Annotated in this window: 18 protein-coding genes and 3 tRNA genes; 13 read left to right on the top strand and 8 right to left on the bottom strand. The window is 44.1% G+C overall.

Annotation, left to right across the window (positions count from 1 at the left end):
- Positions 1-70: 70 nt before the first annotated feature.
- The 4 genes from ACBR23_RS15760 to ACBR23_RS15775 all read left to right on the top strand — a co-directional run bounded on the left by ACBR23_RS15760 (position 71) and on the right by ACBR23_RS15775 (position 4,702).
- Entirely contained in the window at positions 71-355 is a 285-nt protein-coding gene (locus tag ACBR23_RS15760) for a DUF2470 domain-containing protein (RefSeq protein WP_371119894.1), read from the top strand.
- 142 nt (positions 356-497) lie between these two features.
- Positions 498-2,075, top strand: a complete 1,578-nt coding sequence (locus ACBR23_RS15765; RefSeq protein ID WP_371119895.1) for an AAA family ATPase — start codon at positions 498-500, stop codon at positions 2,073-2,075.
- 102 nt (positions 2,076-2,177) lie between these two features.
- On the top strand, positions 2,178-3,398 hold the full coding sequence (locus ACBR23_RS15770) for a flagellar assembly protein H (RefSeq protein ID WP_371119896.1): 1,221 nt from the start codon (positions 2,178-2,180) through the stop codon (positions 3,396-3,398).
- 200 nt (positions 3,399-3,598) lie between these two features.
- Positions 3,599-4,702, top strand: coding sequence for a site-2 protease family protein (locus ACBR23_RS15775; RefSeq protein ID WP_371119897.1), 1,104 nt, complete (start codon positions 3,599-3,601; stop codon positions 4,700-4,702).
- A gap of 301 nt (positions 4,703-5,003) precedes the next feature.
- Here the strand turns inward: ACBR23_RS15775 and ACBR23_RS15780 are convergent, their stop codons facing one another.
- Positions 5,004-5,393 (bottom strand): AbrB family transcriptional regulator, encoded by a 390-nt coding sequence (locus tag ACBR23_RS15780; protein WP_096832251.1) that lies wholly within the window; start codon positions 5,391-5,393, stop codon positions 5,004-5,006.
- A gap of 264 nt (positions 5,394-5,657) precedes the next feature.
- Here ACBR23_RS15780 and ACBR23_RS15785 point away from each other — a divergent pair, with 264 nt between their 5' ends.
- The 4 genes from ACBR23_RS15785 to pyrR all read left to right on the top strand — a co-directional run bounded on the left by ACBR23_RS15785 (position 5,658) and on the right by pyrR (position 8,295).
- Positions 5,658-6,101, top strand: coding sequence for an RrF2 family transcriptional regulator (locus tag ACBR23_RS15785; protein ID WP_371116415.1), 444 nt, complete (start codon positions 5,658-5,660; stop codon positions 6,099-6,101).
- A 115-nt stretch (positions 6,102-6,216) separates the two neighbouring features.
- Positions 6,217-6,612: a GFA family protein gene (locus ACBR23_RS15790; protein WP_371116416.1), complete on the top strand. Its 396-nt coding sequence runs from the start codon at positions 6,217-6,219 to the stop codon at positions 6,610-6,612.
- Positions 6,613-6,634: 22 nt separating this feature from the next.
- Entirely contained in the window at positions 6,635-7,720 is a 1,086-nt protein-coding gene (cbiB, locus tag ACBR23_RS15795; RefSeq protein WP_371119898.1) for an adenosylcobinamide-phosphate synthase CbiB, read from the top strand.
- 41 nt (positions 7,721-7,761) lie between these two features.
- The gene (pyrR, locus tag ACBR23_RS15800) at positions 7,762-8,295 is read left to right on the top strand and encodes a bifunctional pyr operon transcriptional regulator/uracil phosphoribosyltransferase PyrR (protein WP_341736069.1); all 534 of its coding nucleotides are present in this window, start codon (positions 7,762-7,764) and stop codon (positions 8,293-8,295) included.
- 257 nt (positions 8,296-8,552) lie between these two features.
- Here the strand turns inward: pyrR and ACBR23_RS15805 are convergent.
- Positions 8,553-8,625 (bottom strand) — tRNA-Ile (locus tag ACBR23_RS15805).
- Positions 8,626-8,806: 181 nt separating this feature from the next.
- Here ACBR23_RS15805 and ACBR23_RS15810 point away from each other — a divergent pair.
- Complete coding sequence (locus ACBR23_RS15810) at positions 8,807-9,499, top strand: hypothetical protein (RefSeq protein WP_371119899.1); 693 nt, start codon at positions 8,807-8,809, stop codon at positions 9,497-9,499.
- 192 nt (positions 9,500-9,691) lie between these two features.
- A complete protein-coding gene (locus ACBR23_RS15815; protein WP_371119900.1) occupies positions 9,692-11,155 on the top strand; it encodes a hemolysin family protein in 1,464 nt (487 codons plus the stop codon).
- Positions 11,156-11,474: 319 nt separating this feature from the next.
- On the opposite strand, the gene queC is transcribed toward ACBR23_RS15815, so the two are convergent.
- A complete protein-coding gene (queC, locus tag ACBR23_RS15820) occupies positions 11,475-12,149 on the bottom strand; it encodes a 7-cyano-7-deazaguanine synthase QueC (protein WP_371119901.1) in 675 nt (224 codons plus the stop codon).
- A gap of 154 nt (positions 12,150-12,303) precedes the next feature.
- Positions 12,304-13,638, bottom strand: a complete 1,335-nt coding sequence (locus tag ACBR23_RS15825) for a cytosine deaminase (protein ID WP_371119902.1) — start codon at positions 13,636-13,638, stop codon at positions 12,304-12,306.
- Between the two features lie 332 nt (positions 13,639-13,970).
- On the opposite strand from ACBR23_RS15825, the gene ACBR23_RS15830 reads away from it, so the two are divergent.
- The 3 genes from ACBR23_RS15830 to ACBR23_RS15840 all read left to right on the top strand — a co-directional run bounded on the left by ACBR23_RS15830 (position 13,971) and on the right by ACBR23_RS15840 (position 17,625).
- A complete protein-coding gene (locus ACBR23_RS15830) occupies positions 13,971-15,218 on the top strand; it encodes a GTP cyclohydrolase II (RefSeq protein ID WP_371116424.1) in 1,248 nt (415 codons plus the stop codon).
- Positions 15,219-15,298: 80 nt separating this feature from the next.
- The gene (locus ACBR23_RS15835; protein ID WP_341736075.1) at positions 15,299-16,381 is read left to right on the top strand and encodes an adenylate/guanylate cyclase domain-containing protein; all 1,083 of its coding nucleotides are present in this window, start codon (positions 15,299-15,301) and stop codon (positions 16,379-16,381) included.
- The gene (locus ACBR23_RS15840; RefSeq protein ID WP_371116425.1) at positions 16,378-17,625 is read left to right on the top strand and encodes a URC4/urg3 family protein; all 1,248 of its coding nucleotides are present in this window, start codon (positions 16,378-16,380) and stop codon (positions 17,623-17,625) included. Before ACBR23_RS15835 ends, ACBR23_RS15840 begins: the two co-directional genes overlap by 4 nt.
- 128 nt (positions 17,626-17,753) lie before the next feature.
- Here ACBR23_RS15840 and ACBR23_RS15845 read toward each other — a convergent pair.
- From ACBR23_RS15845 to ACBR23_RS15860, 4 genes are all read right to left on the bottom strand, one after another.
- A tRNA-Thr gene (locus ACBR23_RS15845) sits at positions 17,754-17,825 on the bottom strand.
- A gap of 64 nt (positions 17,826-17,889) precedes the next feature.
- Positions 17,890-17,974 (bottom strand) — tRNA-Tyr (locus ACBR23_RS15850).
- Between the two features lie 297 nt (positions 17,975-18,271).
- The gene (locus tag ACBR23_RS15855) at positions 18,272-20,092 is read right to left on the bottom strand and encodes an ABC transporter ATP-binding protein (RefSeq protein WP_341736077.1); all 1,821 of its coding nucleotides are present in this window, start codon (positions 20,090-20,092) and stop codon (positions 18,272-18,274) included.
- 360 nt (positions 20,093-20,452) lie between these two features.
- Positions 20,453-25,969: an AAA family ATPase gene (locus tag ACBR23_RS15860; protein ID WP_371119903.1), complete on the bottom strand. Its 5,517-nt coding sequence runs from the start codon at positions 25,967-25,969 to the stop codon at positions 20,453-20,455.
- Positions 25,970-26,276 lie beyond the last annotated feature (307 nt).

Consider the following 26,276-nt stretch of genomic DNA (forward strand, 5'->3'; position numbering starts at 1 on the left):
AAATTGCGAAGTGATTTGTCAACCACGATTCGCAGTACAATTAAATAATATTGCATATGAGGAATTTCCCATGTCAGAACAGTTTTCCACTGAGATTAGCGATCGCATCTGCACCCACATGAACGAAGACCATGCTAGCGCTGTAGTGCTTTATGCTCAAGCATTTGGCGACAAACCAGATGCTACATCGGCTCAAATGCTGGCTATTGATGCCAATGGCATGGATTTAACCGCCCAAGTCAATGGCGAAACTTTGCCAGTCAGAGTTAAATTCGATCGCACTTTGAAAGATGCTGAAGATGCTCACCACACTCTGATTGAAATGATCAAACAAGCTCGAAAAGTGGCAAAATAGCCAACAGTCTCCTATTCTGTTATACTTTTAAAGTTCGTAGTGAAAACTTTAGTCTTTTTAAAATAGTTTATAAGGACTAAAGTCCTGACTACGAACTGTATTTTTAATCAAACTTAAACTTGACTCTAAGATTTTAAATAAAATGACAGCAGATTCTATTCAAATAAAAGTAGGCGATGCGGTTAATTGCGATCGCAATAACCCTTTCGAGGCACTGATAAAACGACTGGATTTGATGATTCGCGCCCACTACTCGCTGCTGTATATTGTGGGTGCAGAAGAGGAACCTGTCGAAGCAGTAATTGCTCAAGTAGCGCTGTTTGTAACTCCCGCGCGCCGGGTGTTGTTCTGGGATATCGTGCGCGGCTGGGAAGATAACGGTTCTGGGAAAGGTTCGGTGATGGCGGCGCTCGATCGCATCGGCAAAACTGCTGTAGAAGAATATACCATATTTGTGTTGCGGGACTTGCACCCAATTTTGAAATATCCCTACACCGAAAAAAATGTGCCGGTAGTCCGAGAATTACGCAATTTAACGCGGGAATTGAAGCGCAGCAAAAAAACTATTGTTCTGACTTCTCCCGCCCTGGAATTACCAGAAGAATTGCAGGAAGAAGTGACAGTAATTGATTTCCCGTTGCCCAATGTTCAGGAAATCGATCGTTTAATTTCTCACCTAGTGTCTCAGCCGGAACAGTTGCAAGTTACTGGTTTAGGAAGGGAACAGTTAGTTAAAGCTTGTCAAGGTTTGAGTCGCGCCCGGATTGGGCGGGTTTTAACTAAAGCGTTGGCGGCAAAACAGCAGATTAATGAGTCAGATATTGATGGAGTTTTAGAAGAGAAACAGCAAGCCATTCGCCAAACGGGAATTTTGGAGTTTGTCAATTCCAGAGAATCTCTCAAAAATGTGGGCGGATTGGAGAATTTGAAGCAGTGGGTAAAGATGCGGCAAGATGCTTTTACTGAGGAAGCGCGCAGCTATGGCATACCAAATCCCAAGGGCATTTTGTTAGTGGGAATTCAAGGTACTGGCAAATCTTTATCAGCCAAAACAATCGCCTCGGAATGGCGTTTGCCACTGTTGCGGTTGGATACTGGGAGATTGTTTGGTGGCAGGGTCGGGGATAGCGAAAGTCGGGTTAGACAGATGATAGAATTGGTAGAGGCGATCGCCCCTTGCGTTTTGTGGATCGATGAAATAGATAATGCTTTCGGCAATATTGTTAGCGGCGATGGCGATTCGGTAACATCGCGTCTGGTATTGGGTAGTTTGATTACTTGGATGCAGGAAAAAACCAGTCCGGTGTTTATTGTCGCAACTGCAAATAATGTGCGGATTTTGCCCGCCCAGTTGCTGAGAAAGGGCAGGTTTGACGAGATTTTCTGTTTGCATTTGCCTTCAGAATTGGAGCGGCAAGATATTTTTCAAGTCCATTTACAGCGGTTGCGATCGACTATTTGGCGAGAGTTTGATTTGGGGATTTTGGCTAAGCGGACTGAGAATTTTAGTGGTGCAGAAATTGAGCAAGTTGTAATTGGTGGATTGTATCGAGCTTTTGGGACTTTAGTCAACGGCCACCGACGAGATTTGACCACGGAGGATATGTTGAAGTCGATCGAGGAGACAGTACCTCTAGCTACCATCGCGCGATCGCAAATCGAAGATTTGAAGCGTTGGGCTGCGGAAATAGGGGCGAGAACAGCTTCTAATCATACTTAATTAGTTGATGAATTGAAGCCCTCTAGTCAGCCGGGGAGAAGGGATGGATTCGATGGTGATTAAGTCAAGTATGCTATAATTAAAAAGTTAATCCTAATTTTTATGACGCGATTTATTCACGATCGTTTTGCGAAAGAATACCTGGAAGAACTTCTGTCACCCATTGGAACAGTCAATATCGGCAGAGATGTAACTTCCGAAGTCCGAGAAATTGATGTTTACTTCACTCCCATCACCCAAAATCCAGAATACTTAAAAACTCTGGGATTGTTGGGAAAAATGGCAACTACAACTGCTATTATTGAACCGTTTCGGAATCCTGCCAACGTCAGCGAAATTTGTAGCTGTTTGGGCAAGTTATTGGATGTGCGAGGTGAATTAGAGCGACAATCTAGAAGAGAAAATACTCGCCTTGATGATTCTCAGTTACCCAAACTGTGGATTTTGATGCCCACAGCATCAAAAGCATTGGTGGATAGCTTTAATGCCAAGCCAGACATAGAGAATTGGATGGAGGGAATCTATTTTTTTGGTGAGTCTTTGCGAACTGCCATTGTGGCTATTCACCAGTTGCCAGAAACTCCAGAAACCTTGTGGTTGAGGATTTTGGGCAAAGGTAAAGTGCAGCAAAGGGCGATCGCTCAATTGAGCGCTTTACCAACGGACGATCCGTTGCGGATGATAGCGCTAGAATTATTGTATCGGTTACAGTCAAATTTAGTAACTGATATCCCACAGGAATTAGAGCCAGAAGAGCGGGAGTTAATTATGGCTATTGCACCACTTTTTCAGCAACAAATAGAAGCAGCACAGCAAAAAGCTAGACAAGAAGGGCTAGAACGAGGGCTAGAACGAGGGCTAGAACAGGGGCTAGAACGAGGGCTAGAACGAGGGCTAGAACAAGGGCTAGAACGAGGGCTAGAACGAGGGCTAGAACAAGGACTAGAACAAGGGCTAGAACGAGGTAGACAAGAACAACAGCGCTTAATCTTAGAAAATTTTCTGCAAGTCAGGTTTGGAGAATTAAACCCAAAAATGACGGTTTTTCTAGCTCCCATATCAAAGTTGTCTGCAACGGATTTTACCGTGTTGTTACTGGCACTATCGATGCTGACAGTCGATGTATCAGGGCGAGAATCAGCGGTGAAATTATTAGCTGAAAGTGTCTTGAAAATGAGTTCAAATGAATTGGGCGATCTTTTGCCGATCGCCATCACTAATTTATTGGCCTTGTCTGTAGCAGAATTGGCACTATTTGTAGAGCAACTGCCGCAGTTATCGGCTGATGAATTGAGGGAAAGATTGGGCAAGATACCTGATTAATCTCAAACCTGTTTGAGTAGTCGTCAAGGGCGATCGCACTTTCTCAGTCCAAGGGCGATCGCTACGCCTCTAATCGCTCTTTACCGAACCAACCCAGGCGGATACCACGCCCATGGACAGATTAACATCATCGTTACATTTCGTTACTATAAGGAAACAGAGAGAAAAAACTCTGCCCCATAATATCAGAGGTAGCCATTATGAATGGTACATTTCGCGTCGGCAACCTGTTTGGAATTCCCTTTTACATCAACGCATCTTGGTTTTTAGTCCTGGGTTTAGTAACGTGGCAGTATGGTGGCGCACTAGCTGCTCTGTTTCCTACCTTGGGCCCCCTAGCGCCCTGGATGCTGGGATTATTCACAGCATTGCTGTTATTTGCTTCGGTGTTAGCCCATGAATTGGGACATAGTTGGGTTGCTATCAAACAGGGAATTGGCGTGAAATCCATATCGCTATTTCTGTTTGGTGGATTGGCTAGTTTGGAAAGAGAATCCAAAACTCCGGCCCAGGCCTTTTGGGTGGCGATCGCAGGCCCGTTAGTTAGTCTATTATTATCGGGTTTGTTAGCAGCGATCGGCATTGGTGCTAGTCTCACAGGCCCCGCAGCGGCTATCGTCCAACTTTTAGCTTCCATCAACTTAGCTTTAGCTCTATTTAACCTGATTCCTGGTTTGCCCCTAGATGGTGGTAACATCCTCAAAGCGATTGTCTGGAAAATTACAGGGAACCCTTACAAAGGTGTCATTTTTGCTAGCCGTGTGGGTCAAATCATTGGTTGGATCGCCATTGCTACAGGAATATTTGGCAACATCTGGAATTTAGTAATCGGTTGGTTTTTGTTGCAAAATGCTGGTCAATCTGCACAATCTGCCACAGTCCAAAATCAACTGGCTGGGCTGACAGCGGCAGATGCTGTTACTGCTGGAAGCCCGATCGTCTCAGAAAACTTGTCTCTCAGAGAATTTGCCAACAACTACGTCATCGGTAACGCTCAAAACTGGCGTCGGTATCTGGTAACAGATGATGCGGGACAATTGGTAGGGGCGATCGAACTTGACGATCTCAAAACAATTCCTACCGGTAACTGGCCTTCGGTTCAAGTGAAAGAACTCCTCAAGCCGATCGAATTTTCCGCCACCGTCGAACCAGAACAATCCCTCCTAGAAGTCGTCACTCTCTTTGAACAACTCAAAGTCCAAGAACTCCCTGTGATTCGCGGCAACGGTGTTCTCGTCGGACTGGTAGAAAAAGCTGAAATTGCCCGACTCTTGCAAAGACGAACTGCGGCAAACCCAGCTTAATAAGTGAGCCTCAATTACTCCCCCTAGGGACACGGCACTCCCGTTTCCCTACTACACTTTATCCACCTCTGCGAGGTTGTATACGCGGAAAAACCTCGCTGTTCCAATTGGATCTAGCGAGGGAGAAAATAGCTAATTTCGGATCTGATAAATGGTGGCAGTGGCTGTTGTCGAGCCATTGCCATCTCTAGCTATCCTGTTTTAGAGTCACAGATTTAGCCACACAGAAATATTTCAGAGCAAAACCTCTGCTTGAACTCCAATCAACCAGTCCCAGCAAGTCAAATCAAAAAGTAAGTGCTTAAGCTACTTCTTCTTCTTGATCGATTTGGCGCAGGTGAATGTGCTTGCGTCCCAAAGAGATTTCAAATTCATCTCCTGGTTGGAGTTCCATCTGTTTGGTGTAAGCCGCTCCAATCAGTAAGTTCCCGTTAGATTGAACGCTAATCCGATAGCTAGCCGAGCGTCCGCCCCGTCCATTTCCGTTTTGCTTACCATCTAGCTGAATGCCCTCTGCATCAATCAGAGCATTCAAGAATTTCATCATGTTGACCCGTTCTACTCCATTTTTGGTAACGGTGTAGTAGCCACAGGCTCTTGCTTTTTCTTCTTTGGTAAGGTTCTCTAGGTCTTTAACCTTTTTGATCAGACCTTCGCCTTCTAGGGGTTCGATACTTTTCTTTTTAACCATCTACTGAGTCCTGAAATATTCAACTGGTGTACGGTTTTTTTCTCGGTTGATTTTTGATTTGGCCAAGAAACTTTAGCTTTATAGCTGGTCGTAAAACCATATTACACCGATTGGCTCGATTGTTAACCACTATTATCTAAATATTTTTAACAATGTGCAGTCTTTCTTGAGGAGTAGCTGTCGATTGCGAGCAATCTCTAAACTCTGTAGCATAAGCTATCAGCTATCAGCTAGCTGAATATATGCCCCACATCTTAAAATCCGATGAAGTTAACTGCACGCGGACACTACAGTGTCAAAGCTCTACTGGATCTAAGTTTGCAACCTGGGTTCGGGCCGACATCGGTAAAATCGATAGCTAAACGACAGGAGTTACCGGCTCCCTATCTCGAAAAATTGCTAATTGAAATGCGACGAGCCGGTTTAGTGCAATCAGTTCGCGGTTCACAAGGAGGCTACAAATTAGCCCGCCAACCTGCTCAAATCTCTCTAGGACAAATCTTAGAGGCTGTAGGGGAAACTATTGAACCTTTACGTCGCCATTCTCCTGATGCTTGCCTTGCAGAGGACTGGGTAACATTCAGTTTGTGGAACCAACTGCACAAAAAACTGGTGCTGGCGCTGTACAGTATTTCTCTGGAAGACTTATACTATGATGCCCGAAGTTGGCAAGCTGCTCTTGGCGAAGAAACTAGCTTTATCATTTAGATGCTAAGGAATCAGGAATCATGACAATTCAATAAAATCAATGGTTTGGGCAATTAAAAACGCCCTAACTACCAAGAATGTTAAGATCGGTTCAAAAATAAGATTGCCAGTAAATATGGATCTGACACTTGTTATCTACGAAGGTGGCTGTCATTGCGGTGCTGTCCGCTTCCGAGTCGCGGTGGAAAAACACGAAGCTGTTGATTGTAACTGTTCTATCTGTCACAAGAAGGGATTTTTGCACCTAATTGTACCACCGGAACATTTTACGTTGCTAAGCGGCGAAGATGTTTTGACAACCTATACGTTTAATACGGGCATTGCCAAACATATTTTTTGCCGGATTTGTGGTATTCATCCGTTTTATCGCCCCCGATCGCATCCCGATCAATTTGATGTCAATGTCCGCTGTCTAGACTCCGATGCAGTTACTCAATTTCGGATCGTACCCTTTGATGGTGCTAATTGGGAGCAGAACGTGCACCTACTGCGGGACGAAAACAATCTGTGAACTTAAAACTGTCTATATATAAATGATGCCGGATGAATTGGCTGTTTTGATTTTAGCTGCTGTATTAGATTACTCCATAGGCGATCCTTGGGGTTGGCCGCATCCTGTACAGGCTATGGGTTGGGTCATTGACCGCTATACTCGACTGGTCTTTAATATCTGGAATAATCCCCCAGGTACAAAACCGAACTTGGGCGATAGTCCCCCAAGCGATCGCCCTAAACTGTTGCTTCGCGCTGCGGGTACAATACTAGCGATCGGGTTGATTGTAGGCAGTTATACTGTCAGTTGGTCGATGGTGCAAGCTGCTAGTTGGGTGCATCCTCTTTTGGGGATTGCTTTACAGACCATTTTACTCGCAAGCTGTTTTGCTGGTCGGAGTTTGAGGGCTGCTGCGGAGGATGTGCTGGCACCTCTAAATCTAGGAGATTTAGTCAAGGCGCGAGAAAGGTTGAGTCTTTATGTCGGTCGGGATACTGAAAACTTATCCGAGCCAGAAATTCTGCGAGCATTGTTAGAAACTGTAACAGAGAATGCCGTGGATGGGGTGAGTGCTCCCCTATTTTATGCCTTAGTTGGGTTCGCTCTGCCACATCTATATCTATTATTAAGTGTTAGGGATTTGCCGATCGCGGATTACTCCATGTCAATGAGCACCATCGTCCCCTTGGCGATCGCTTATAAAGCAGCCAGTACATTAGATTCTACCGTGGGCTACAAAGAAGCACCCTACACAGATTTAGGATGGTTTAGTGCCAAACTCGAAGATGTCCTGACTTGGATTCCTTGCAGATTAACAGTGATGACTTTAGCTGCGATATCAGGAAAACCCCTGTACATTTGGAGAATTTGTCAAAGAGATGCGGTAAAAGATGCCAGTCCCAATTCCGGTTGGAGCGAATGCGTCTACGCCGCCATCTTGGGAGTGCAACTAGGAGGTACAAATTCCTATCGCGGAGTTGTTAAACACAAACCCCTGTTAGGGGACCCGAATCAACCTATCACAGTGCACCATATTCACCAAGCATTGCAATTAACTCGGTATTGCTTTCTGATTTGGTTGGGATTATCATTGCTCTTTTATGCTGCCTTCGTTTTTGTCCGCTAACTGTCGATCGACCCACAGCCAAAAATTAGCAACAGCCACCAATGACTAAAATTATTGAAATTTTATCGCCGGATGAAGTGCGACGCACTCTTACCCGCATCGCTTCCCAGATAGTGGAAAAATCGGGAGACCCAAGAGAATTAGTCTTGTTAGGTATTCATACTAGAGGCGTACCTTTAGCTCAAATTCTGGCGGCTCAAATTGAAGTCCTCGAACAAGTCAAAGTATCCGTCGGTGCTCTGGATATTACGTTTTACCGAGATGATTTGGATCGAGTGGCGATGCGGACACCAGCCAAAACCGAAATTCCCTTCGATTTGACAGGCAAAACTGTTGTATTGATAGATGACGTTATATATAAAGGTAGAACGATTCGAGCAGCTTTGAATGCCGTAAATGATTATGGCAGACCGGAGAAAATTTGGCTAGCAGTGTTAGTCGATCGCGGACACCGAGAAGTACCGATTCAGCCGGATTTCACGGGTAAAAAGTTGCCCACAGCCAAGGAAGAACAAGTTAAGGTATACGTTCAAGAAATTGATGGGCGCGACGGAGTGGAGTTAATTAAAGGTTGATATGCCGATCGACCCGTTGCTGAGCGCCAACAGACACAAAGTGATAGGAGACGGCAGAAACCTGGTTTCTCAGACCCCTGGTCTAACGGAAACGGTAACTGCTATACAAATCCTAGACAAGTCTAGACATTTGCTTCTTGCTTCATTGGGAGCATGGGAGCGGCTATCCCTGGGCAAGCTTTCACGGTTTAGCCAACCGCGATAAATTAATGGCTCTTGCCCAAACCTGAGTGAGCGAAGTCGAAGTATTGTCAAAATCGGCAGTGCAGGAGTTGAACCTGCCTGAGGCGAATTATGAGTTCGCTGCCTAAACCGCTCGGCCAACTGCCGTTAGATCGCTTGGTGCGATCGAACTTAAAATGAATTATAACATAATTTCCCAGTCCGTGTTAAAACTAGAGAACAAAAATCACAATCTTCGATCTGCAACGCCCGATCGCCATCAGCCCGAAGTTGGAGTCGATCGGTCAAACAAAGCAGTTTCTAAGACTTGGCATAGAACTTACAGGTAATGGTACTGAATTCGACGGTAGTGCTGACTCTGATTCTACTGACTATGATGTTGGGAGCTGGTGTGACGAGTTCTGTTTTCGGATTTACTTTAGGTCGGGAAGCGTTGAAAGGAACTACTCAACCAGACGTTCGCCCCAGCAGTAATGCAGGCGGCAAACAGGGAAATCCAGCTAGCAAAGACCAAGTGAGCATTTTGAAAGAAAAAGACATTCTCAAAACCGTCAAAGCACGGATTGAAGGTCGCGATCCTGAGAAAGTAGCGGGTCAAGGGAATACCAAAACAGACAAGGCTAGCTCTAAAACAGCTACAGCCAAAAAACCAGCCACTGACAAAAATCCCAGCACCAAGTTTCCCATGAACAGTCGCGACGGGGGAATCACCCTAGAAGTGAGTGCGGCCAATCAGCGAGGTAACTCCATGCTGCTAGACGTGAGCATTAAGAACGAAGGCTCCCAAGCTGTAAAGTTTTTATACAGTTTCTTGAGCGTCACTGATAACAAGGGCCAGCCCCTAAGTGCGACGGCCGAGGATTTGCCTGGGGAACTGCCCCCCAACGGGCAGGTATTTTACGGGACGATTAGCATTCCCACGACTTTGCTGGAAAATGCTAAAGAAATTTCGCTGACGCTGACAGATTATCCAGCTCAAAAACTTCAGTTGCAAATAGCGGGCATTCCAGTGCCGAAGTGAATTAACTTACAGCGCGGGGAATTCCCCCGCTATACCTGGTACTCCAGGTGAGCGCTGAGTAATTCAATATTGGGAAAATATTTGCAGATGCTTGCCCCTGTTGTGTTCGTGTTAGGGGGATTGTCAACAATTTTAGCTTGCTATGGAGGATCTGTATCACTCCCACAGGCCTGGGTCAGGAGAGTGTAGGAGATGGCTGAGTTGCCTGCTATGACTTGGACAGAAGTGCTGTCACGGTTGCTATCAGTGCTGCTGCTGATAGCGATCAATGCTTTTTTTGTGGCGGCTGAGTTTTCGATGGTAACGGTGCGTCGTTCGCGGATTAATCAGTTAGTTGAGGCGGGGGATGTTCCGGCTCTGACGGTTCAATCTTTGATCCAAAGTATTGAGCGATTGCTCTCAACTATGCAGTTGGGAATCACTCTTTCTAGTTTAGCTCTCGGCTGGATTGGGGAAGATACGATCGCCGTGCTGATCCGAGTTTCCATCCGCTTTTTGCCACTGCCAACTTATATCAAGGAATCGATCGCCCATTCTTTTAGCATATCCATAGTCACTTTTTTTCTGCTGGCTTATCTACAAATCGTACTCGGCGAACTGGTGCCGAAATCTGTAGCCTTACTTTATTCCGAACAATTAGCAAGAGGCCTAGGCACTCCCAGTTTACAGATTGCTCGTTTATTCAATCCATTTGTTTCCTTGCTCAATAAATCGACTCGATGGCTCTTGCAGCTTGCGGGCATTGAATACGATGTCACCCATCGGCCAGTGACTCCCGAAGAACTACAATTAATTATCGCTACTTCCACAGAGTCAAGCGGCTTGCAAGCAGAAGAACGAGAATTGCTCAACAACGTATTTGAGTTTGGGGAAGTGTGGGTACAAGAAGTGATGGTGCCAAGGCCAAGTATTGTCGCGCTTCCCAAGACTGCTACTTTTCAAACTTTGCTCTCGGAAATTACGATTTCCAACCATTCTAGGTATCCGATTACAGGAGATTCCTTCGATGATATTATCGGGGTGATAGACTTCAAACAACTTGCTAAACCCCTAGCCGAAGGTTTGTTATCACCAGACACGCCAATTGTAACGTGGATGCGTCCGGTGAGGTTTGTGCCGGAGATGATGCTGTTGGGAGAATTGCTACCTTTGATGCAGGGTTCCTCGGAAGAAATTGCGATCGTCGTTGATGAATTTGGCGGCATTTCCGGGTTAGTGACGCTGAGGGATTTGATTGCAGAAATTATCGGCCGCAGTTACGAATCGCAAGATAGTAAAGAAATAGCTTTGCAAGTATTGAACGATCGCACTTTTTTGGTGCAAGCGCAGTTAAATGTAGATGATGTGAATCAAATATTGAATTTGGATTTGCCAGTAACTGATGAATATCAAACCATTGGAGGTTTTTTGAGCTATCAGTTGCAAAGAATGCCGGCGGTGGGGGAAGTGTGGCGCAGCGAAAATGTGGAACTCGCGGTGGTTTCTGTATGCGGGCCGCGGTTAGATCAAATTCAAATTCAGTTGTTGGAAGAGGCTACGGGCGATCGAGCTTTGAGTGAAGTTGCAGCAGTGGATGGGGAAGTTGTGAGGAAAGGGCGATCGAATAGCGGGTTGAGAGGTGTGGCGAAAGCTCATAGTTCAGAATCTTTTAGTTAATAGTCCGGACAGTTTTTAGATAAACGCCTGAAACCGTCATTCTATCGTTGGCGATCGCGGCGAACTTGGAACCCCAAACCCGCATTCTACCGTTGCCTATTAAAAAGTGTCCGAAGTATTGAAAATAAACTAACAATCAATAAACCACAAAGAAACCGGGTTTTTTGCTGCTTCTGCCATCTGTAATTTATTCTCGCAAAAAAACCAGGTTTCTCACCACCCGCTGCGATGCTTAGAAACCGGGTTTTTACCGTTTCGGCGGGCGGCAGCGAAGAGACTCGAAACAACCCGGTTTCTGACTATCATGTGTAAGTCATATTTAAGCGTAAGGCACCGGATCTTGCAATCCCAATTCCTCAAAAGCCGCCAGCCGCAATCGACAAGAATCGCAAACGCCACAGGCATTTTCGCCACCAGCATAGCAAGACCAAGTTTGCTCCCAAGGCACTCCTAATTTGTTACCCAATTCAATAATTTCGGTTTTTTTAAGTTCAATCAAAGGTGTTATAATCTTAATAGCTTCTCCTTCCCTTCCCTGCTTGGTTCCTAACCGAAATACTTCCTGCATGGCTTGGATGTAATCGAGGCGACAGTCGGGATAGCCGGAATAATCTAAAGCGTTGACACCGATATAAATTCGCTGAGCTCCTAGGGTTTCGGCGTAGGCGAGGGCAAAGCTGAGAAAAATGGTATTTCTAGCAGGAACGTAGGTAATCGGGATGTTTTGGGACATTTCTGTGAGAGTGCGATCGATCGGCAATTCCATCTGATTATCCGTCAGCGCCGAACCTCCCCACAGTGTCAAATCAAAGTTGACTATCTGATGTGCTTTAACACCTGCCGCAAGTGCGATCGCCCTTGCTGATTCCAACTCCCGCCGATGTCTTTGCTGGTAGTCAAAGGAAATCGCGTAACATTCGCAGCCGTCGGCTTTGGCTTGATATAAAACAGTTGAGGAATCCAGTCCTCCCGACAATAAAATAACTGCTTTCATTTAAAATAACCTCCATTAAATTAGCCTTTACATTTATATCAAATTAGTTGTGAATTGACAAGATTACAGCGATGGATTTTAACGAACCGCGAAGACGCGAAGGAAGAGAAGAGAAGAGAAATAGTTGACAGTTGATGTGAGGATTGTTATAAGTTTAATTTGCTAGCAAGTCGTCTAGTTCGCGGTAATCTGGTAAGGTTGTATCTATTTTAATGCCTTGTCGCAACACTGTGCGATCGCGCTGGGATCTAGATAATAATTCGCTGTAATTCCTGGCTTTAAACAAAATCAAATCTGCTGGTAAACCTACTGCTATTCTCCCCAATTTAGGCAATCCCATTAAATCTGCCGGAGTCTTTGTCACCGCACGGGGCCAATCTCCATAGGGTCTATCTAAGTGAGCGATTCGGACTGCCATATTGAAGACTTCTAAAACATCGTGGTCGCCAAATCCATAAAAGGGATCGCGACAGTTGTCGCTAGCAAAAGCAACGGGAATTCCTGCTGTTTTGAGTTCGTGCACCAGCGTCACTCCCCGCCAGCGCGGTGTCCGCTTGGATTGTCTGTCTTGGAGATAAAGATTGCACATTGGTAAGCTGACAATGCCAATATTGGCTTCCTTGACTAAGGTGATAGTTTCTGTTACTAATTCTGGGGGTTGGACGGCTAAACTACAGCAGTGTCCGCAGATGATTTTACCTGGGAATTGATGGCGGATGGCTGTTTTGGCTACTTGTCGCAATGTTACTGATTCTGGGTCGTCATTTTCATCGGTGTGGAAATCCAGATTTAAGCCTCGTTCTTGGGCGAGGGCAAAAACTCGATCTAGTTGTTGGTCTAGGTCTGGATTTATATAGGCAACACCGCCTAAAATACCGCCAATTTCTGCCATTTTATCGGCTAATTTTTCCCCGGCTGGTGTTAGTAAATATTCCAGGGAGACTAGGGAAACTGCTTGCAACATTAGCCGATCGCCCCATTGTGTCCGCAACTCTTCAAATGCTGCTAAGCTAAAGTTTCCCTGTTCGCCTCCGCTGTCGATGTGGGTGCGAATGGCTTTGGTGCCGTGGGCATAACTGCACTCGATCCCGAACTCCATCCGCCGATAAATGTCTTCTGGGTTCCAGTTTTTTTGAGTGTCAGCGCCCACTGTCAAGATTGCTTTGGCAAATGTGCCATCGGGATTGGGTGCTCTTTCCCAAATATGACCTTTGTCTAAATGGGTGTGTATATCTACGAAGCAAGGCCAAACTAGGCCTCCTCGACAATCTACCACTGGGATATCTGCAACTTCTGATAAAGGTTCCTTACCGGAGGGGGTAATTTGAGCGATCGCCCCAGCGCTAATTTCCACATCCACTATACACAAACCCTCGCCAGTCTCTGTGACTGCGACTGGATCGGACTTGAGTGCGATCGATGGAATCTCCAACAGAGACATCGGCACGCAAGCATTTTTTAGAAAATAATTAGATGTACTTGGCAACATTCAATCTATGAGTTAATATTTATTGATAATTTAGTGCTATCATTTGTAACTATAGCAACTATTTCAGGAGTTGTAAACCTCTATAATTTTCCGGTTTATCTGTTTGTTAATTTTTCAGCACCCTCTGTATTTGGCTGTATTTTTCTGCCCAAAAATCAGCCAAAAGTTAGATAAAATTACTAGATAAACTAAGATAAAGTATGTACCTTAATTATTGGCAGTTTAGCGGAGAGCGCTGAAGCACAAATGAAAAATCTTTAATTTTTGAGAAAATTTCCCTAGTCAATCGATTTTAGATTTTAGCAGCATCCATAACCAGAGCCAGAAAAACTGTGTCAACACCCAAGGATATATTTTTAAGTTCCCACCCCAAGATATCTCCCAGAAAACCTCTTCCTATTTATTGGGGAGAAATCGATCCGCTGAAACGAGGGCCGGTGATTGCTAGTCTCAGCAAATCCTCTCACCGCAATGCGATCGGCACTCACTCCGGTTCCTACTCTGTCTATCGGGCGCTAGCTGTAGCCAAGGGGGCACTCCAAGCAAATCACCGCCCCGATTTTACTAACACGTCTCCCACCGCCGACATCGGACCCCACCCCAGTTGGGGTGATGCTAACTTGATTGTTTCTCTCGATCCTTTTGGCGCTTTGGTTAGCGAAATTTACACCTCGTTTTATCAGCAGGGATACGATATTCGACCGACAATTGCAGTGACAAAAGCTCACATTAATCTGCCCGAACTTCAAGATGCTATTGCCCAAAATCGGGTACTCATTGATGGCAAAATTGTGAAAGCTGGCGGAAATTTGGCAGTAACCAAAATCGCGATCGATCCGGTTTGGCATTTGCCGGGAATTGCCCATCGGATTGGTGTGGAAGAAACAGTTCTCCGCCGTGTGCTGTTTCAGCAAACAGGGGGAATGTTTTCCGACTTAGTGAAGCGACCAGAATTGCAGGTTTTTTTGCCGCCGATTGGGGGAACTACAGTTTATATTATTGGGGATGTAGCTAATATTTCTGACCCACAGAAGCAGTTAGCGGTACGAGTACATGACGAGTGTAACGGTTCAGATGTTTTTGGTTCTGATATTTGTACTTGTCGTCCTTATTTGGTACACGGAATTGAGATGTGTATCCAAACAGCACAAGCAGGGGGATCGGGGGTAATTCTTTACTTTCGCAAGGAGGGCAGAGCTTTGGGTGAAGTAACTAAGTTTTTGGTGTACAATGCGAGAAAAAGGCAAACAGGAGGCGATCGCCCTGATGAGTATTTTACTCGCACTGAATGTGTTGCTGGAGTTCAAGATATGCGCTTTCAAGAACTAATGCCAGATGTTTTGCACTGGTTGGGAATTTCTCGGATTGACAGTTTAGTTTCGATGAGCGATCTCAAATACAATGCCATTGTCAATTCTGGCATTCAAGTAGTCGATCGCATCCCCATTCCCGAAGATCGGATTCCCGCAGATGCACAAGTAGAAATCATCGCCAAAAAAGCTGCTGGCTACTACACTCCATCGGGAGTACCAGATGCTACAATCCTCGCAGAAACTAAAGGACGAGATTTGGAAGATTGAAGTGAGATCGAGCGCGATTCATCGCGTCTTGGTCAAATCAAATTCATTGCTATTTTTTTTTTGAGCGATCAAGGCAGGTTATGGCTAATTTACGTTCTACTGTGATAGTAAAAACAGATATTTGCGGATATACCGTCAGAGTAAAAAAATTATCTCAGTCGGAATTAAGTAGCTTGTTGAACGAACACAAAACTTTTATTTTAGATATTAGCACCAGAAATGAAGGCAGTTTGATTAAAGGAGAAGGTGATTCATTTTGGCTGATTTTTCCTAGTGTCACAGCCGCAGCTATGGCCGCCATAGAAATGCAGCAAGAATTGAGAGCACAACAATCTAGCAAATCCAATGACGAACGATTGGCGATTCGCGTCTCAATTACTTTAGGAGATGTTTTACACCAAGATAAAGATATCTTTGGTGATACAGTAAATTTAACAGCTCGCATAGAATCTGTTACTCCCCAGGATGAAATATATTTATCCCAAGCAGCTTGGTTAGCCCTCAATAAAGCAGAAGTGCAAACATCCTTCGTCAATGAGTTTTCTTTGAAAGGGATGAGCGAACCTGAAAGAGTCTACAAAGTTGACCAAAGTCATAAGACGCGAATTGTAGAAAATCAAGCCATCATCAAAGCTGATTTGAGAGGTTTTATTGCTTATCAAGAATCTAATTCCATCAAAGATGTAGAATATTTACTCACCAATTTTGATGCTTTTGAAAAAACAATTTGCGAAGAATACGGTGGCACAATTCGGAGTATAGTTGGCGATTCACACCTGCTCACTTTCCCCGAATCTCACTCAGCCCTGGCTGCCATGGAAAGTTTGTGTAAAAATTGGAAAATCTTTATCGATTCCCATCAAATACCTTGTGGGTTGTCGGTGGGAATTGCTAAGGGAAATTTGTATATATTTCGGTCTTGTACCTACGGTAAAGATATTAACATAGCTGACAGACTGGAAGATTTAAGCAAAATAGTTTCTCCGAAATATGATAAAAATTCGGTGATAGTTTCTGAAAGAATCAAACGGGAAGTGAGCGGTTCTAAGTGGGAATATCAATTGATTAAAATAGATAAAAATGTTATATTAGATAATATTTTAGATTATAGTCAGTTTGACTTTTTTAAAGAAAATGATGTTTACCGTTTCCTAGTTATATGAACTTGAATAGTATAGAGTTAGAAACCGTGGAATATCTGAGGACACCTGCTGCTATTCGCCACAAGTGCGATCGGCTGTTTAATTTAGCCTCCGAAGATAAACTCCGCCATTTCCGCATCGATTTAACCAAACTCGACCAAGCTGCCAATTATGTGATGGAGACAACTAGGGAACATTATCCCGATTTCCAGATACCCTTTCACAGTCGCTGGCGGCATTTTGAAGTGGGAAACCAGCCCCGACTCGCTCAATTAGATCTAGCAATAGCACCATTTACACTCCTGGAAAAGACTCAAATCAAATTTGACTTAGCAATTATCAGTGTGTTGCTTGATGCCGGTGCGGGTGCAGATTGGCACTATTGCGAAGCCGAAACAGGACAGATTTACCGCCGTTCCGAAGGCTTAGCCGTAGCCACTTTTCGGATGTTTTGTCAAGGTTTTTTTTCCAGCAATCCCGATTTTCCGTGGCAAGCTGATGCTCTAGGACTTTCTGAATTAACCTTAGAAACCTTAGCGACTGGATTTCAAGTAAGTCGAGAAAATCCGCTAGTTGGTTTAGGGGGTAGATTAGAATTGTTGCAGCGTTTGGGAAAGGCGATTTGCCAACATCCATTATTGTTTGGCCCAGAAAACCCGCGCCCTGGCAATTTGGCAAAATACTTGCTGGATACTCACTCTGGTGGATTCAAAACTATCAAGGCCCAGGAAGTTTTGAGCGCTGTTTTGACAGGATTTGGGGAAATTTGGCCTGGGAGATATGTAATTGGAGGTGTGAATTTAGGCGATGTTTGGCCACATCCGGCTCTGTTGGGAGAATATCAGCACTCTGAATTTGTGCCGTTTCACAAACTTTCCCAGTGGTTAACTTACTCTCTGTTGGAACCGCTACAAGAGCTTGGTTTAGAAGTCGTGGAATTAGATGAGTTAACGGGATTGTCTGAGTATCGCAACGGCGGTTTTTGTTTGGATATTGGGCTATTGCAGGCAAAAGATTTAGGGATTTTTGCCGAGAGTTATTTACCGGGTTCGGAGGTGATAGTAGAATGGCGATCGCTCACGGTGCATCTGTTAGATCAAATTGCCACAGCTATTCGAGAAAAGCTGGATTTGAGTGCGACTGATTTGCCGCTGGTGAAGATTTTGCAAGGAGGAACTTGGGGCGCGGGGCGGAAAATCGCCGGAGAATTGAGGGCTGGTGGAGTGCCGCCAATTCAGATAACCAGCGACGGGACAGTGTTTTGAATCGAAAAAATCCCATCGATTCCACTTGCACTCGTACAGTATGGATAAAACCATTAGCACCAAAGTGGAGCCGAAAAAGTATTTTCTGGCGATCCTGAAACCGTTGACAGATATACTAGGACGCAGTAAGCCCGTAACGAGATTTGAACTCGTGACTTCCTCCTTACCAAGGAGGTACTCTACCACTGAGTTATACGGGCATAGACAATTAAAAATATCAAATTAAAAATTTTAACTTTTAAATTTTAACTTTTAATTAAAAAGTGGTGGGCCGAGCTAGATTTGAACTAGCGTAGGCGTAGCCAGCGGATTTACAGTCCGCCCCCATTAACCGCTCGGGCATCGACCCATTTGCACCACAGTTAAATACCCTATCACTATTTTCTGGGTTTGCAACAATACATTTAAAATACTAATCAGATACGTGGAATATATAAGTAAAGCACGGGCTATAGGACACCGTAACTCCGGGATCGGGAATTGGGAAATTTCAATCCCCAATCAAAAACCCTTGGGTGCATCTGTGTTTTCCAAATATATTCGTAGGGGCTATAGCATGACCGCAGACAATTTATTAGTGATAACCAGAGATTTACAGCCGTCAGGCTTCGCCCTTACCAAATCGGGATGCTCCCAAATCCGTTGACTAATCAAGCAACTGGCCGGTTTCTTGCAGGGAGTGCAGCCTCCGGTAAATGCCTTGTTGGTTCAAAAGTTCGTTGTGGCTGCCAACTTCGACGATTCTACCGCGATCGAGTACGACGATCGCATCGGCTTCACGAATGGTACTGAGTCGGTGGGCAATAATGATGGTAGTGCGCGTACCGAGGATATTTCGCATGGCTATCTGGATCGATCGCTCGCTTTCATAATCCAAACTCGAAGTAGCCTCATCGAAAATTAACACATCCGGCTCCACTAACAGCGCCCTAGCAATACCCAATCGCTGTCGCTGACCACCGGACAAGCGCATTCCTCGCTCCCCAACCACGGTATAGTAACCGTGGGGCAACAACTGTACAAAATCGTCTACTTTGGCGATGCGACAAGCATCCTCCACTTGCTCGAAAGTGGCACTTCTGTTTCCGTAAGTCAGATTTTCGAGCAAAGTACCGTTAAAAACGTCTACTTCTTGGTGAACAATGGCTAAACGCTGGCGGTAACGAGTCACATCTAAGCTGCGAATGTCTTCCCCATCGATCAGAATCCGCCCGGAGTTGGGTTCAAAATAGCGAAACAGCAGTTTCACTAAAGTCGATTTCCCCGAACCCGATCGCCCTACTAATGCTATGGTTTGACGGGGATGAATCAATAAATTCAAATCCTGCAACACAGGTTTTTCACTGTCGTAACCGAATGTCAAACCGCTAAGCTCAACCTTACCAGTAAATTTATAAGGTGGCTGTGCGGCTCTAGCATTTTCTGCTAAATTAATCGCATCTACACCCTCTGACGTTTCCATAAACTCATGGAACCGGATCATGGAAGCATAGCGGCGGGCAAATACTTCGGCGATAATGCTAATCGGCCGTAGTTGGGAATAGGCCATGCTTGCCAAAGTGTAGATGGTAACAAAATATCCGATGGAAATTTTGCCTCCCACCGTGGCTGCGAGGCTAAAACCGAGAACAGAAAACAAACACAACTGGACAAATGTCTGCTGGTATGTCCCCAGGGTGACGTATCCTTTGTGAATGCGGTGGATCACTACTTTTAATTCGCGATCGAGTCTGGTGGTTTGCCTTTTTAGTTCCTCTGTTTCTGTCGCAAAAGCTTTGACTGTTTTGATGTTGGTGATAATTTCCGAGTTGCGACTTTCGGTATCTTCGATGTATTCATCCAGAATTTCTTCCCGCTTAGTAACCTCTTGCAAACCTTTGAGGGTGAAACCGAGGATCAAGAGGAAGGAAAGCAAAATTAATAAGCCAATTCGCCACTCCATTAACCAGATGACTGCAAAAATGCCTATTAAGCGGACGACTTCGGGGATGAATTCCCCAGCAATTTCTGGGTAGGTCCAGGTGTAGTTAGCGACGCCTTTGGCGATGCGACTGGAAATCCGTCCGGCGTTGTTTTCGTCGTAGAATTCTAGGGGTAAGGTGAGGATTTTGCCGATCGCATTTCTCATTTGATCGCGCCTCGCTGTCAATGGTATTACCCAGTGGAACCAATTTCCTACCCAAGGTTCGATCGGTGATTTTACTACACTTACCACAAAAATTAACCCCAGCAAGACGGCTAGTGATAATGTTTGGTTGACTGGTTGCTGGGTAACAGAGGCGATCGCGGAGATCAGTTTTTGGGTAACATTATCTGTAGGTTTACCCGACAATACGTTTAATGTTTGACCGATCGCGTAGGGCACAAGCAAATCGGCTAGTGCCAAAAGGCTGGATGCGCCTATGCTCAAAACTGAAATTTTCCAGTAGTGGCTGTAGTATTTTAAGATGTCCCGAAAGCTGGCCATAAATTTTTGTTGAGATAGAACCCTTGCAAACACTTAAATCTGAAACTGTACTCTGTAGGTAGCTAAGTTACAAGTGTACTACACAAGTGAGCGATCGGGCATCCCTGTTCGCCGAATGCTAGGGACTCACCCGATCGAGTGATTTATGGTAATTTTCGGTTTTAAGTCAAATTAAGTCATCTGTCAAAATGCTCAAATCCCCGACTTTCCAGTGCCAGCAGGGGGATAAAGCCTGTTGTTATATGGTTTTCGATTGCATCGGAATGATGTAACCGCAGAGGACGCTCCAGAACGCAGAGAGAGACAAGAGAGATGAATAATTCCGATGAAGAGAGGATTTGATATTATGGGCTATGTTTTTTAGATCACTTGCCGTGGGGCGATGGGAATTTCAATAATAAACTCACTCCCCTCTCCCGGTGCAGAAACACAAGTCAATTTCCCACCATGAGAACTCACCACAATGGAGTGACAAATAGACAATCCCAAACCCGTACCAGAACCCACAGGTTTAGTCGTAAAAAACGGGTCAAAAATCTTGTGCAGCACCTCCGTCGTCATCCCAGGACCCGTATCCCCGATTCTAACGATCGCCGAACTCCGATCTGTCACCTCCGTGGCGATCGTAATAGCAGGCTTTTTTTGATAATTTTCCGGGCTATCTCTGACCAACAACAGCGCATCGATCGCATTGGTCAAGATATTCATAAACACCTGATTCAACTGCGACGCATAACAAGTAATTAGCGGCAAATTCCCGTAATTTCTAATCACCTCAATCCCCAAACGCCCGCCCTCCTTTCTCAGACGAGGCTGCAACAGCATCACCGTACTGTCAATCCCTTGATGAATATCAACCGACTTCATTTCCGCTTCATCTAGGCGCGAAAAATTCCGCAAACTCAACACAATATCGCGAATTCTTTCAGCCCCCACCTTCATAGAATCCAGCAACTTTTGCAAATCTTCGATCAAAAATTCCAGTTCAATAGTTTCAATCTCATCCATAATTTCATCGCTAGGATCTGGATAGTGCTGCTGGTAAAGCTCAATCAATTTCAGCAAATCTTGGACATATTCGCCCGCTGGTGTCAGATTTCCATAGATAAAACTTACAGGATTATTAATTTCGTGAGCTACACCCGCCACCATTTGCCCCAGACTAGACATTTTTTCGGTTTGAATCAATTGAGCTTGAGTGAGTTTTAGCTCGCGCAAAGTTTGTTCTAAACTCTCATTCTTTTCATTTAACTCCTGCGTCCGCTCTTGGACTTTCTGCTCCACAGAATTGTAAAGCAGAGCATTTTCTAAAGAAATAGCAACTTGGGAAGAAAGCAACCTTAAAACTTCCAATCTGTGAGGAGTAAAAGCACCGATAGTCAAATTATTTTCCAAATAAAGAATGCCGATTAGTTTGCCTCGATTCACAATGGGAGTACACAAAATAGATTGGAGTTGGTGCTGGGCGATGTAGGGATCTGCCGTAAATAGTCCCTCAGTCGCCGCATTGCTCAACACCAAGTCCGAGCGAGTCCTTTCCACATAATTAATCACCGTCACAGGTAAATCCTGACATTCCTCAAGAGGCGTAAATGGCAACATCGTGACATCTTCGGCAAATACTGAAGCTTTCGCTAAAATTAAAAGTTTTCCATCTCTGACTAAAATCAGAAAACCTAATTGAGCACCAGCATTTTCCAGCGATATCCTCATCAAAGAACCCAGCAACTTATCCAAGACAATTTCGCTAGAAATTGCTAGAGAAGCCTTCATTACTGTTGCTAAATCCAAGGCCCTCGCATCGCTACCAGTAGAAGTATGAATAGTTGTGGTAGTTTGGTTGAGGGCAAAATTGCCGTTGAGAGGTGTCATTTCCCGCAACTGGGGATATTTTTGTTCTAAATCATCTACTTTTCGCGCGGCACCCCAGCGTTGGTAGCAGGAATGAGCATCCCGTAAGTGAATTTTAGCATATTGATATTTGCCTTTATTTAACCAATATTTGGCTGCTAGTTCATTAGCCAAGGCTTCATTTTGGACAAACTCATTGTCTTGAGCTAAAGTGATGGCGAAGTCGTACAATTCGACAGCTTCTGAGTCTTTTTTGGAAATTCTGGCTATTTCTGCTTGCACTAAAACGTGCTTGTGGAGAAAATTTTCTGGACAGTTATCTGCCCAAATTTTCATCTCTCTTTGATTCTTTTCTAACTTCTCTAAATACAGCGTTTGCTCTGACTTAGAAACATTGGGATAGACAGCGATTAGCACTAACGAAAAGTAAAAATTCCATTCGGTGGCGGGTATAGCTCCTGTAATAAAGGAAAGCTGCTTTTCTACTTCCAAAGCTAATTGTAATGCTTCCTTGTAGTTACCATACAAGTACAATACCTGGCATTTACGAATTTGATACAAGCACAGCGAGTACAAATTTTGATGGGCTTGACAATTGTATACATACTCAAGCTCGGTAATTTCTTCGTTCTCAAAAACCAGTTTGTCAGTAGTGAGTTTGCTGAGGTTACAGAGGATTAACTCAACTCCTAATAATGTATCAGTTACCAGTTGATTTTTGGTTTTTTGGCTAAATTGCAAATATCCTTTGGTATCTGCGAGCACTTGGGCAATATCTCTGCCTTGAAAGAAATAATTGGCGATGCGGTTAGACAGAATATAACCTGCATATTCTAAATCCCCAGATTCTAAGGCTGCTTGATATCCTTCATTACTAATTGCGTAAGCTTCTTTGATATGATTGAACCAGTAATGAAAAATACTGACTAGGGATGAACAGGCTCGACATTTTAGACCCAAGTTCCCAGATTTTTCGCTCAAATTCAGCGACAGCATGGCAAATTGATAGGCGGTTTTGTAATCTCCTGAAACCGCATTCAAAAACATACCATAACCTGCGTAACAAAGAGATGCTTCGGGAACTAAACCGTATTTGAGAGAAAGATTTAGTCCTTTTAAAACGCTGACTTTCCACAAATCTGGATTGTTGAGGTAGGCTGATGTTAGTAAATTTGTGATTAATTTAACGGCAACTTTTTTTTCTGGGATAGTCATTTCCGGGGCGTCAATCAATGAAGCAATTTCGCGATCGCCCAAAATGCTCTTGGCTGCCTCAAATTCTTCAGAAATCACGGTTTGCAGCCCATCTAGGGGCAAATCGATACCCAGCAAGTTCAAGGCTTTGATGCCCGCTTTGACTGCATCCTCGTACTTGGCGCGCAGGGTGTACTGTACGATCAGTAGGTTGTAAATTTCTACTTTCTCTAAAGGCGATCGGGCTTTTTGTAAAGTTATATTGATAAACCCTTCGGATTTTTCAAAATAACCGTTTAAATACTCAACATTTGCTCGTTCCATATGCAAAGCAAAGGCTAAGTCATAGTGGGAATCCCAAATATCCTCCGTCAAGCCGTCCATACCTGCGGTTAAATACTGCAAAGCTGAAACATAAGCTGTGGCATCTTTGGCTCGCCTCGCCGCATCTAAATTCAACGTCGCCAGTTCAATTAATTCTTTATCTTCCCCGATTAAAGTTCGAGCCACATTCAAGTGATCTACCAATTCAAAAATTCTGTCAGCCCGATATTCAGTGGGAGTATTTTCTAATATTTGCCTACCTATTTTCAGGTGAACAGCTTTTTTTTCCGAATCATCAATTAAAGCATAGGCTGCTTGTTGTACCCGGTCATGTAAAAATTTATAATTGAGAATCAACAGCGGAAACATCACATAATCTAAGGACTTACTTTCCAACTCCGAACTTGGCAAAATCAATCCCGACTTAATAGCTGGTAACAAATGGGAAAAAGTTTCTGAAGCTTCTTTTTCATTAATTAAAGACAGGGTGTTTAAGTCAAATTCATTACCCAAACAAGCTACTAAACGCAAAACTTGCTGAGTGGAACTAGGCAGTTTTCTTAACTTTTGCACCATCAAATCTACCACATTATCAGTGATGGCGCACTGCTCTATTTGATTTATGTCCCAATGCCAGCCGCCTTTATTTCCCGACAGAGGCGGATGAAAAACCAGCAAGTCTTCCTGATATAATGTGTGTAAAAATTGATTTACAAAAAAAGGATTGCCATCAGTTTTGCTGACAACAAGTTCAGCTAAAGGTTTGACAGATTCTCGATCGCTATGCAAAGTCTCTGCAATTAAATGAGTTATATTATCCACTCCCAGTGGCAATAAAGCAATCTGATTGACAATTGCTTCTTGATTTCGCAGCGTCTCGACAGTCATCATTAAAGGATGAGTGGGACTGACTTCATTATCGCGATAAGCCCCAATTAAAAACAGATATTGCGTAGCCTCATCTGTCATCATCAACTCGATCAACTTGAGAGTCGCCGAATCAGCCCACTGCAAATCGTCCAGAAAAATTACCAGGGGATGTTCTGGCTGACAAAATACGCGAATAAAATTTTGAAAAACCAGATTAAAGCGATTTAGAGACTCCGTTGGCCCTAATTCAACTACAGGAGACTGAGGTCCCACAATCAGTTCTACTTCGGGAATGACATCAATAATAATTTGCCCATTTTGGCCGAAAGCGCTGCGAAGTTTTTCCCGCCACACTGCTAACTGGGTTTCACTTTCAGTTAAAAGCTGTCGCACCAATTCTGAAAAAGCGATCACAACCGCCGAGTAAGGAATCGTCCGTTTGTACTGGTCAAACTTACCCCAGATAAAATATCCATGTCTGCAAGTAATCGGTTTTTCTAAAATTTTCACCATGGCGGACTTGCCAATACCGGAATAACCAGCAATTAACATCATCTCGCTGCGGGATTTATGATATTCTCTTCGGGTTAGCAATAATTGAGAAGTTTCTGCTGTGGATTTTACATCTTTATTAATCACAGCAATTTGAGAATGTTCGGTGCGACGGGAAGAGCGATAATTTGTGGCTGCCACCCGTTCAAATGCTGCTAAAAGAGTTTCTACTTCTCGCTGTCTACCGTAGAGTTTTTGAGGAATTTTAAATTTATCAGAAATATCTTGACTACCGAGAGTAAACTCAGAAATCAACCCCGATGTCTGCAACTGAAACAGACAAGATTCCAAATCTGCTTTCAGTCCCCAGGCGCTTTGATAGCGTTCATCAGCAGTTTTGGCTAACAATTTCATCACAATATCTGAAACAGCTTGAGGGATTTCCGGTGCAATTTCCTTAAGAGGTACTGGCTGTTTAGCGATATGACAATGAACCAACTCCATGGGATCGGCTGTGTTAAAAGGGAGTTGTCCTGCCAGAATTTCATAGAAGGTGACACCCAAGGAATAGAAGTCGGTGCGATAATCTATTACCCGGTTCATTCTACCGGTTTGTTCCGGCGACATATAGGCTAAAGTACCTTCTAAAAAATTAGGGTCTTTATTGGGAATGTTATCCAATTCGCTGGCAGTGGAAATACTAAAATCTATGAGTTTGACTTTGCCAGTAGCTGAGTTAAAAACAATATTACCGGGGTTAATATCTTTGTGAATTACATTTTTAGCGTGAATTTCTCCCAAGGTTTCAGCAATTTTGATAGCCGTAGTTAAAAATCCTAAAATTGTGAATTTTTGGGAAGCCATGAAGATTCTCAAAGATTCGCCGCCAAAATCTTCTAAAATCATTGCCAAACTATTTCTCACAGATAGCAACTTGTGGACTGTTACCACTCCGTCTAACTTTAAGCTGGCAGTAATTTGATATTCGCGCCGATATCTATTCAGCTCTTCTGGAGTCGGATAGTCTTCTTTGATAAGTTTTATAATAACAGGCTGATTGTTCTGCTCATCCCGGCCGCGGTAAACCAGGGATGTGCTGCTTTCATAAATGAGAGCGAGAACTGCAACGCCGGGAATTGCCATCATAGTTGGGTTCTCTGAAATTAGGTGTGCTAAGTTAATATTACTCTCCATTATCACTCAAGAGCTGTTTTTTGGGATGCGTGGGAAAGTGGGCCTTGACAGCAAACCACTACCGGTAGCCTCCCACCGTAGGGATTTTGGCATCCACAGGAGTCAGCCATAGAGAGTTCATAGTATTTTAGATTAAAGAATGAAATTATTGCTGTATACTCGCTGCACAATGATTCTGGACTTCCCCGCCCCAACCGGATTTTTCAGGAATTTGTATGATTAATCACAAGACTTGCAGCTTTTGCGTCAGTATGGAAGA

Source organism: Microcoleus sp. (assembly GCF_041354475.1).
GTDB lineage: Bacteria > Cyanobacteriota > Cyanobacteriia > Cyanobacteriales > Microcoleaceae > Microcoleus.

What these genes read in the sequence shown, in the direction of transcription:
- ACBR23_RS15760 (WP_371119894.1), top strand. Translation starts at nt 71, where the DNA reads ATGTCAGAACAGTTTTCCACTGAGATTAGCGATCGCATCTGCACCCAC.
- ACBR23_RS15765 (WP_371119895.1), top strand. Translation starts at nt 498, where the DNA reads ATGACAGCAGATTCTATTCAAATAAAAGTAGGCGATGCGGTTAATTGC.
- ACBR23_RS15770 (WP_371119896.1), top strand. Translation starts at nt 2,178, where the DNA reads ATGACGCGATTTATTCACGATCGTTTTGCGAAAGAATACCTGGAAGAA.
- ACBR23_RS15775 (WP_371119897.1), top strand. Translation starts at nt 3,599, where the DNA reads ATGAATGGTACATTTCGCGTCGGCAACCTGTTTGGAATTCCCTTTTAC.
- ACBR23_RS15780 (WP_096832251.1), bottom strand. Translation starts at nt 5,393, where the DNA reads ATGGTTAAAAAGAAAAGTATCGAACCCCTAGAAGGCGAAGGTCTGATC.
- ACBR23_RS15785 (WP_371116415.1), top strand. Translation starts at nt 5,658, where the DNA reads ATGAAGTTAACTGCACGCGGACACTACAGTGTCAAAGCTCTACTGGAT.
- ACBR23_RS15790 (WP_371116416.1), top strand. Translation starts at nt 6,217, where the DNA reads ATGGATCTGACACTTGTTATCTACGAAGGTGGCTGTCATTGCGGTGCT.
- cbiB (WP_371119898.1), top strand. Translation starts at nt 6,635, where the DNA reads ATGATGCCGGATGAATTGGCTGTTTTGATTTTAGCTGCTGTATTAGAT.
- pyrR (WP_341736069.1), top strand. Translation starts at nt 7,762, where the DNA reads ATGACTAAAATTATTGAAATTTTATCGCCGGATGAAGTGCGACGCACT.
- ACBR23_RS15810 (WP_371119899.1), top strand. Translation starts at nt 8,807, where the DNA reads ATGGTACTGAATTCGACGGTAGTGCTGACTCTGATTCTACTGACTATG.
- ACBR23_RS15815 (WP_371119900.1), top strand. Translation starts at nt 9,692, where the DNA reads ATGGCTGAGTTGCCTGCTATGACTTGGACAGAAGTGCTGTCACGGTTG.
- queC (WP_371119901.1), bottom strand. Translation starts at nt 12,149, where the DNA reads ATGAAAGCAGTTATTTTATTGTCGGGAGGACTGGATTCCTCAACTGTT.
- ACBR23_RS15825 (WP_371119902.1), bottom strand. Translation starts at nt 13,638, where the DNA reads ATGTTGCCAAGTACATCTAATTATTTTCTAAAAAATGCTTGCGTGCCG.
- ACBR23_RS15835 (WP_341736075.1), top strand. Translation starts at nt 15,299, where the DNA reads ATGGCTAATTTACGTTCTACTGTGATAGTAAAAACAGATATTTGCGGA.
- ACBR23_RS15840 (WP_371116425.1), top strand. Translation starts at nt 16,378, where the DNA reads ATGAACTTGAATAGTATAGAGTTAGAAACCGTGGAATATCTGAGGACA.
- ACBR23_RS15855 (WP_341736077.1), bottom strand. Translation starts at nt 20,092, where the DNA reads ATGGCCAGCTTTCGGGACATCTTAAAATACTACAGCCACTACTGGAAA.
- ACBR23_RS15860 (WP_371119903.1), bottom strand. Translation starts at nt 25,969, where the DNA reads ATGATGGCAATTCCCGGCGTTGCAGTTCTCGCTCTCATTTATGAAAGC.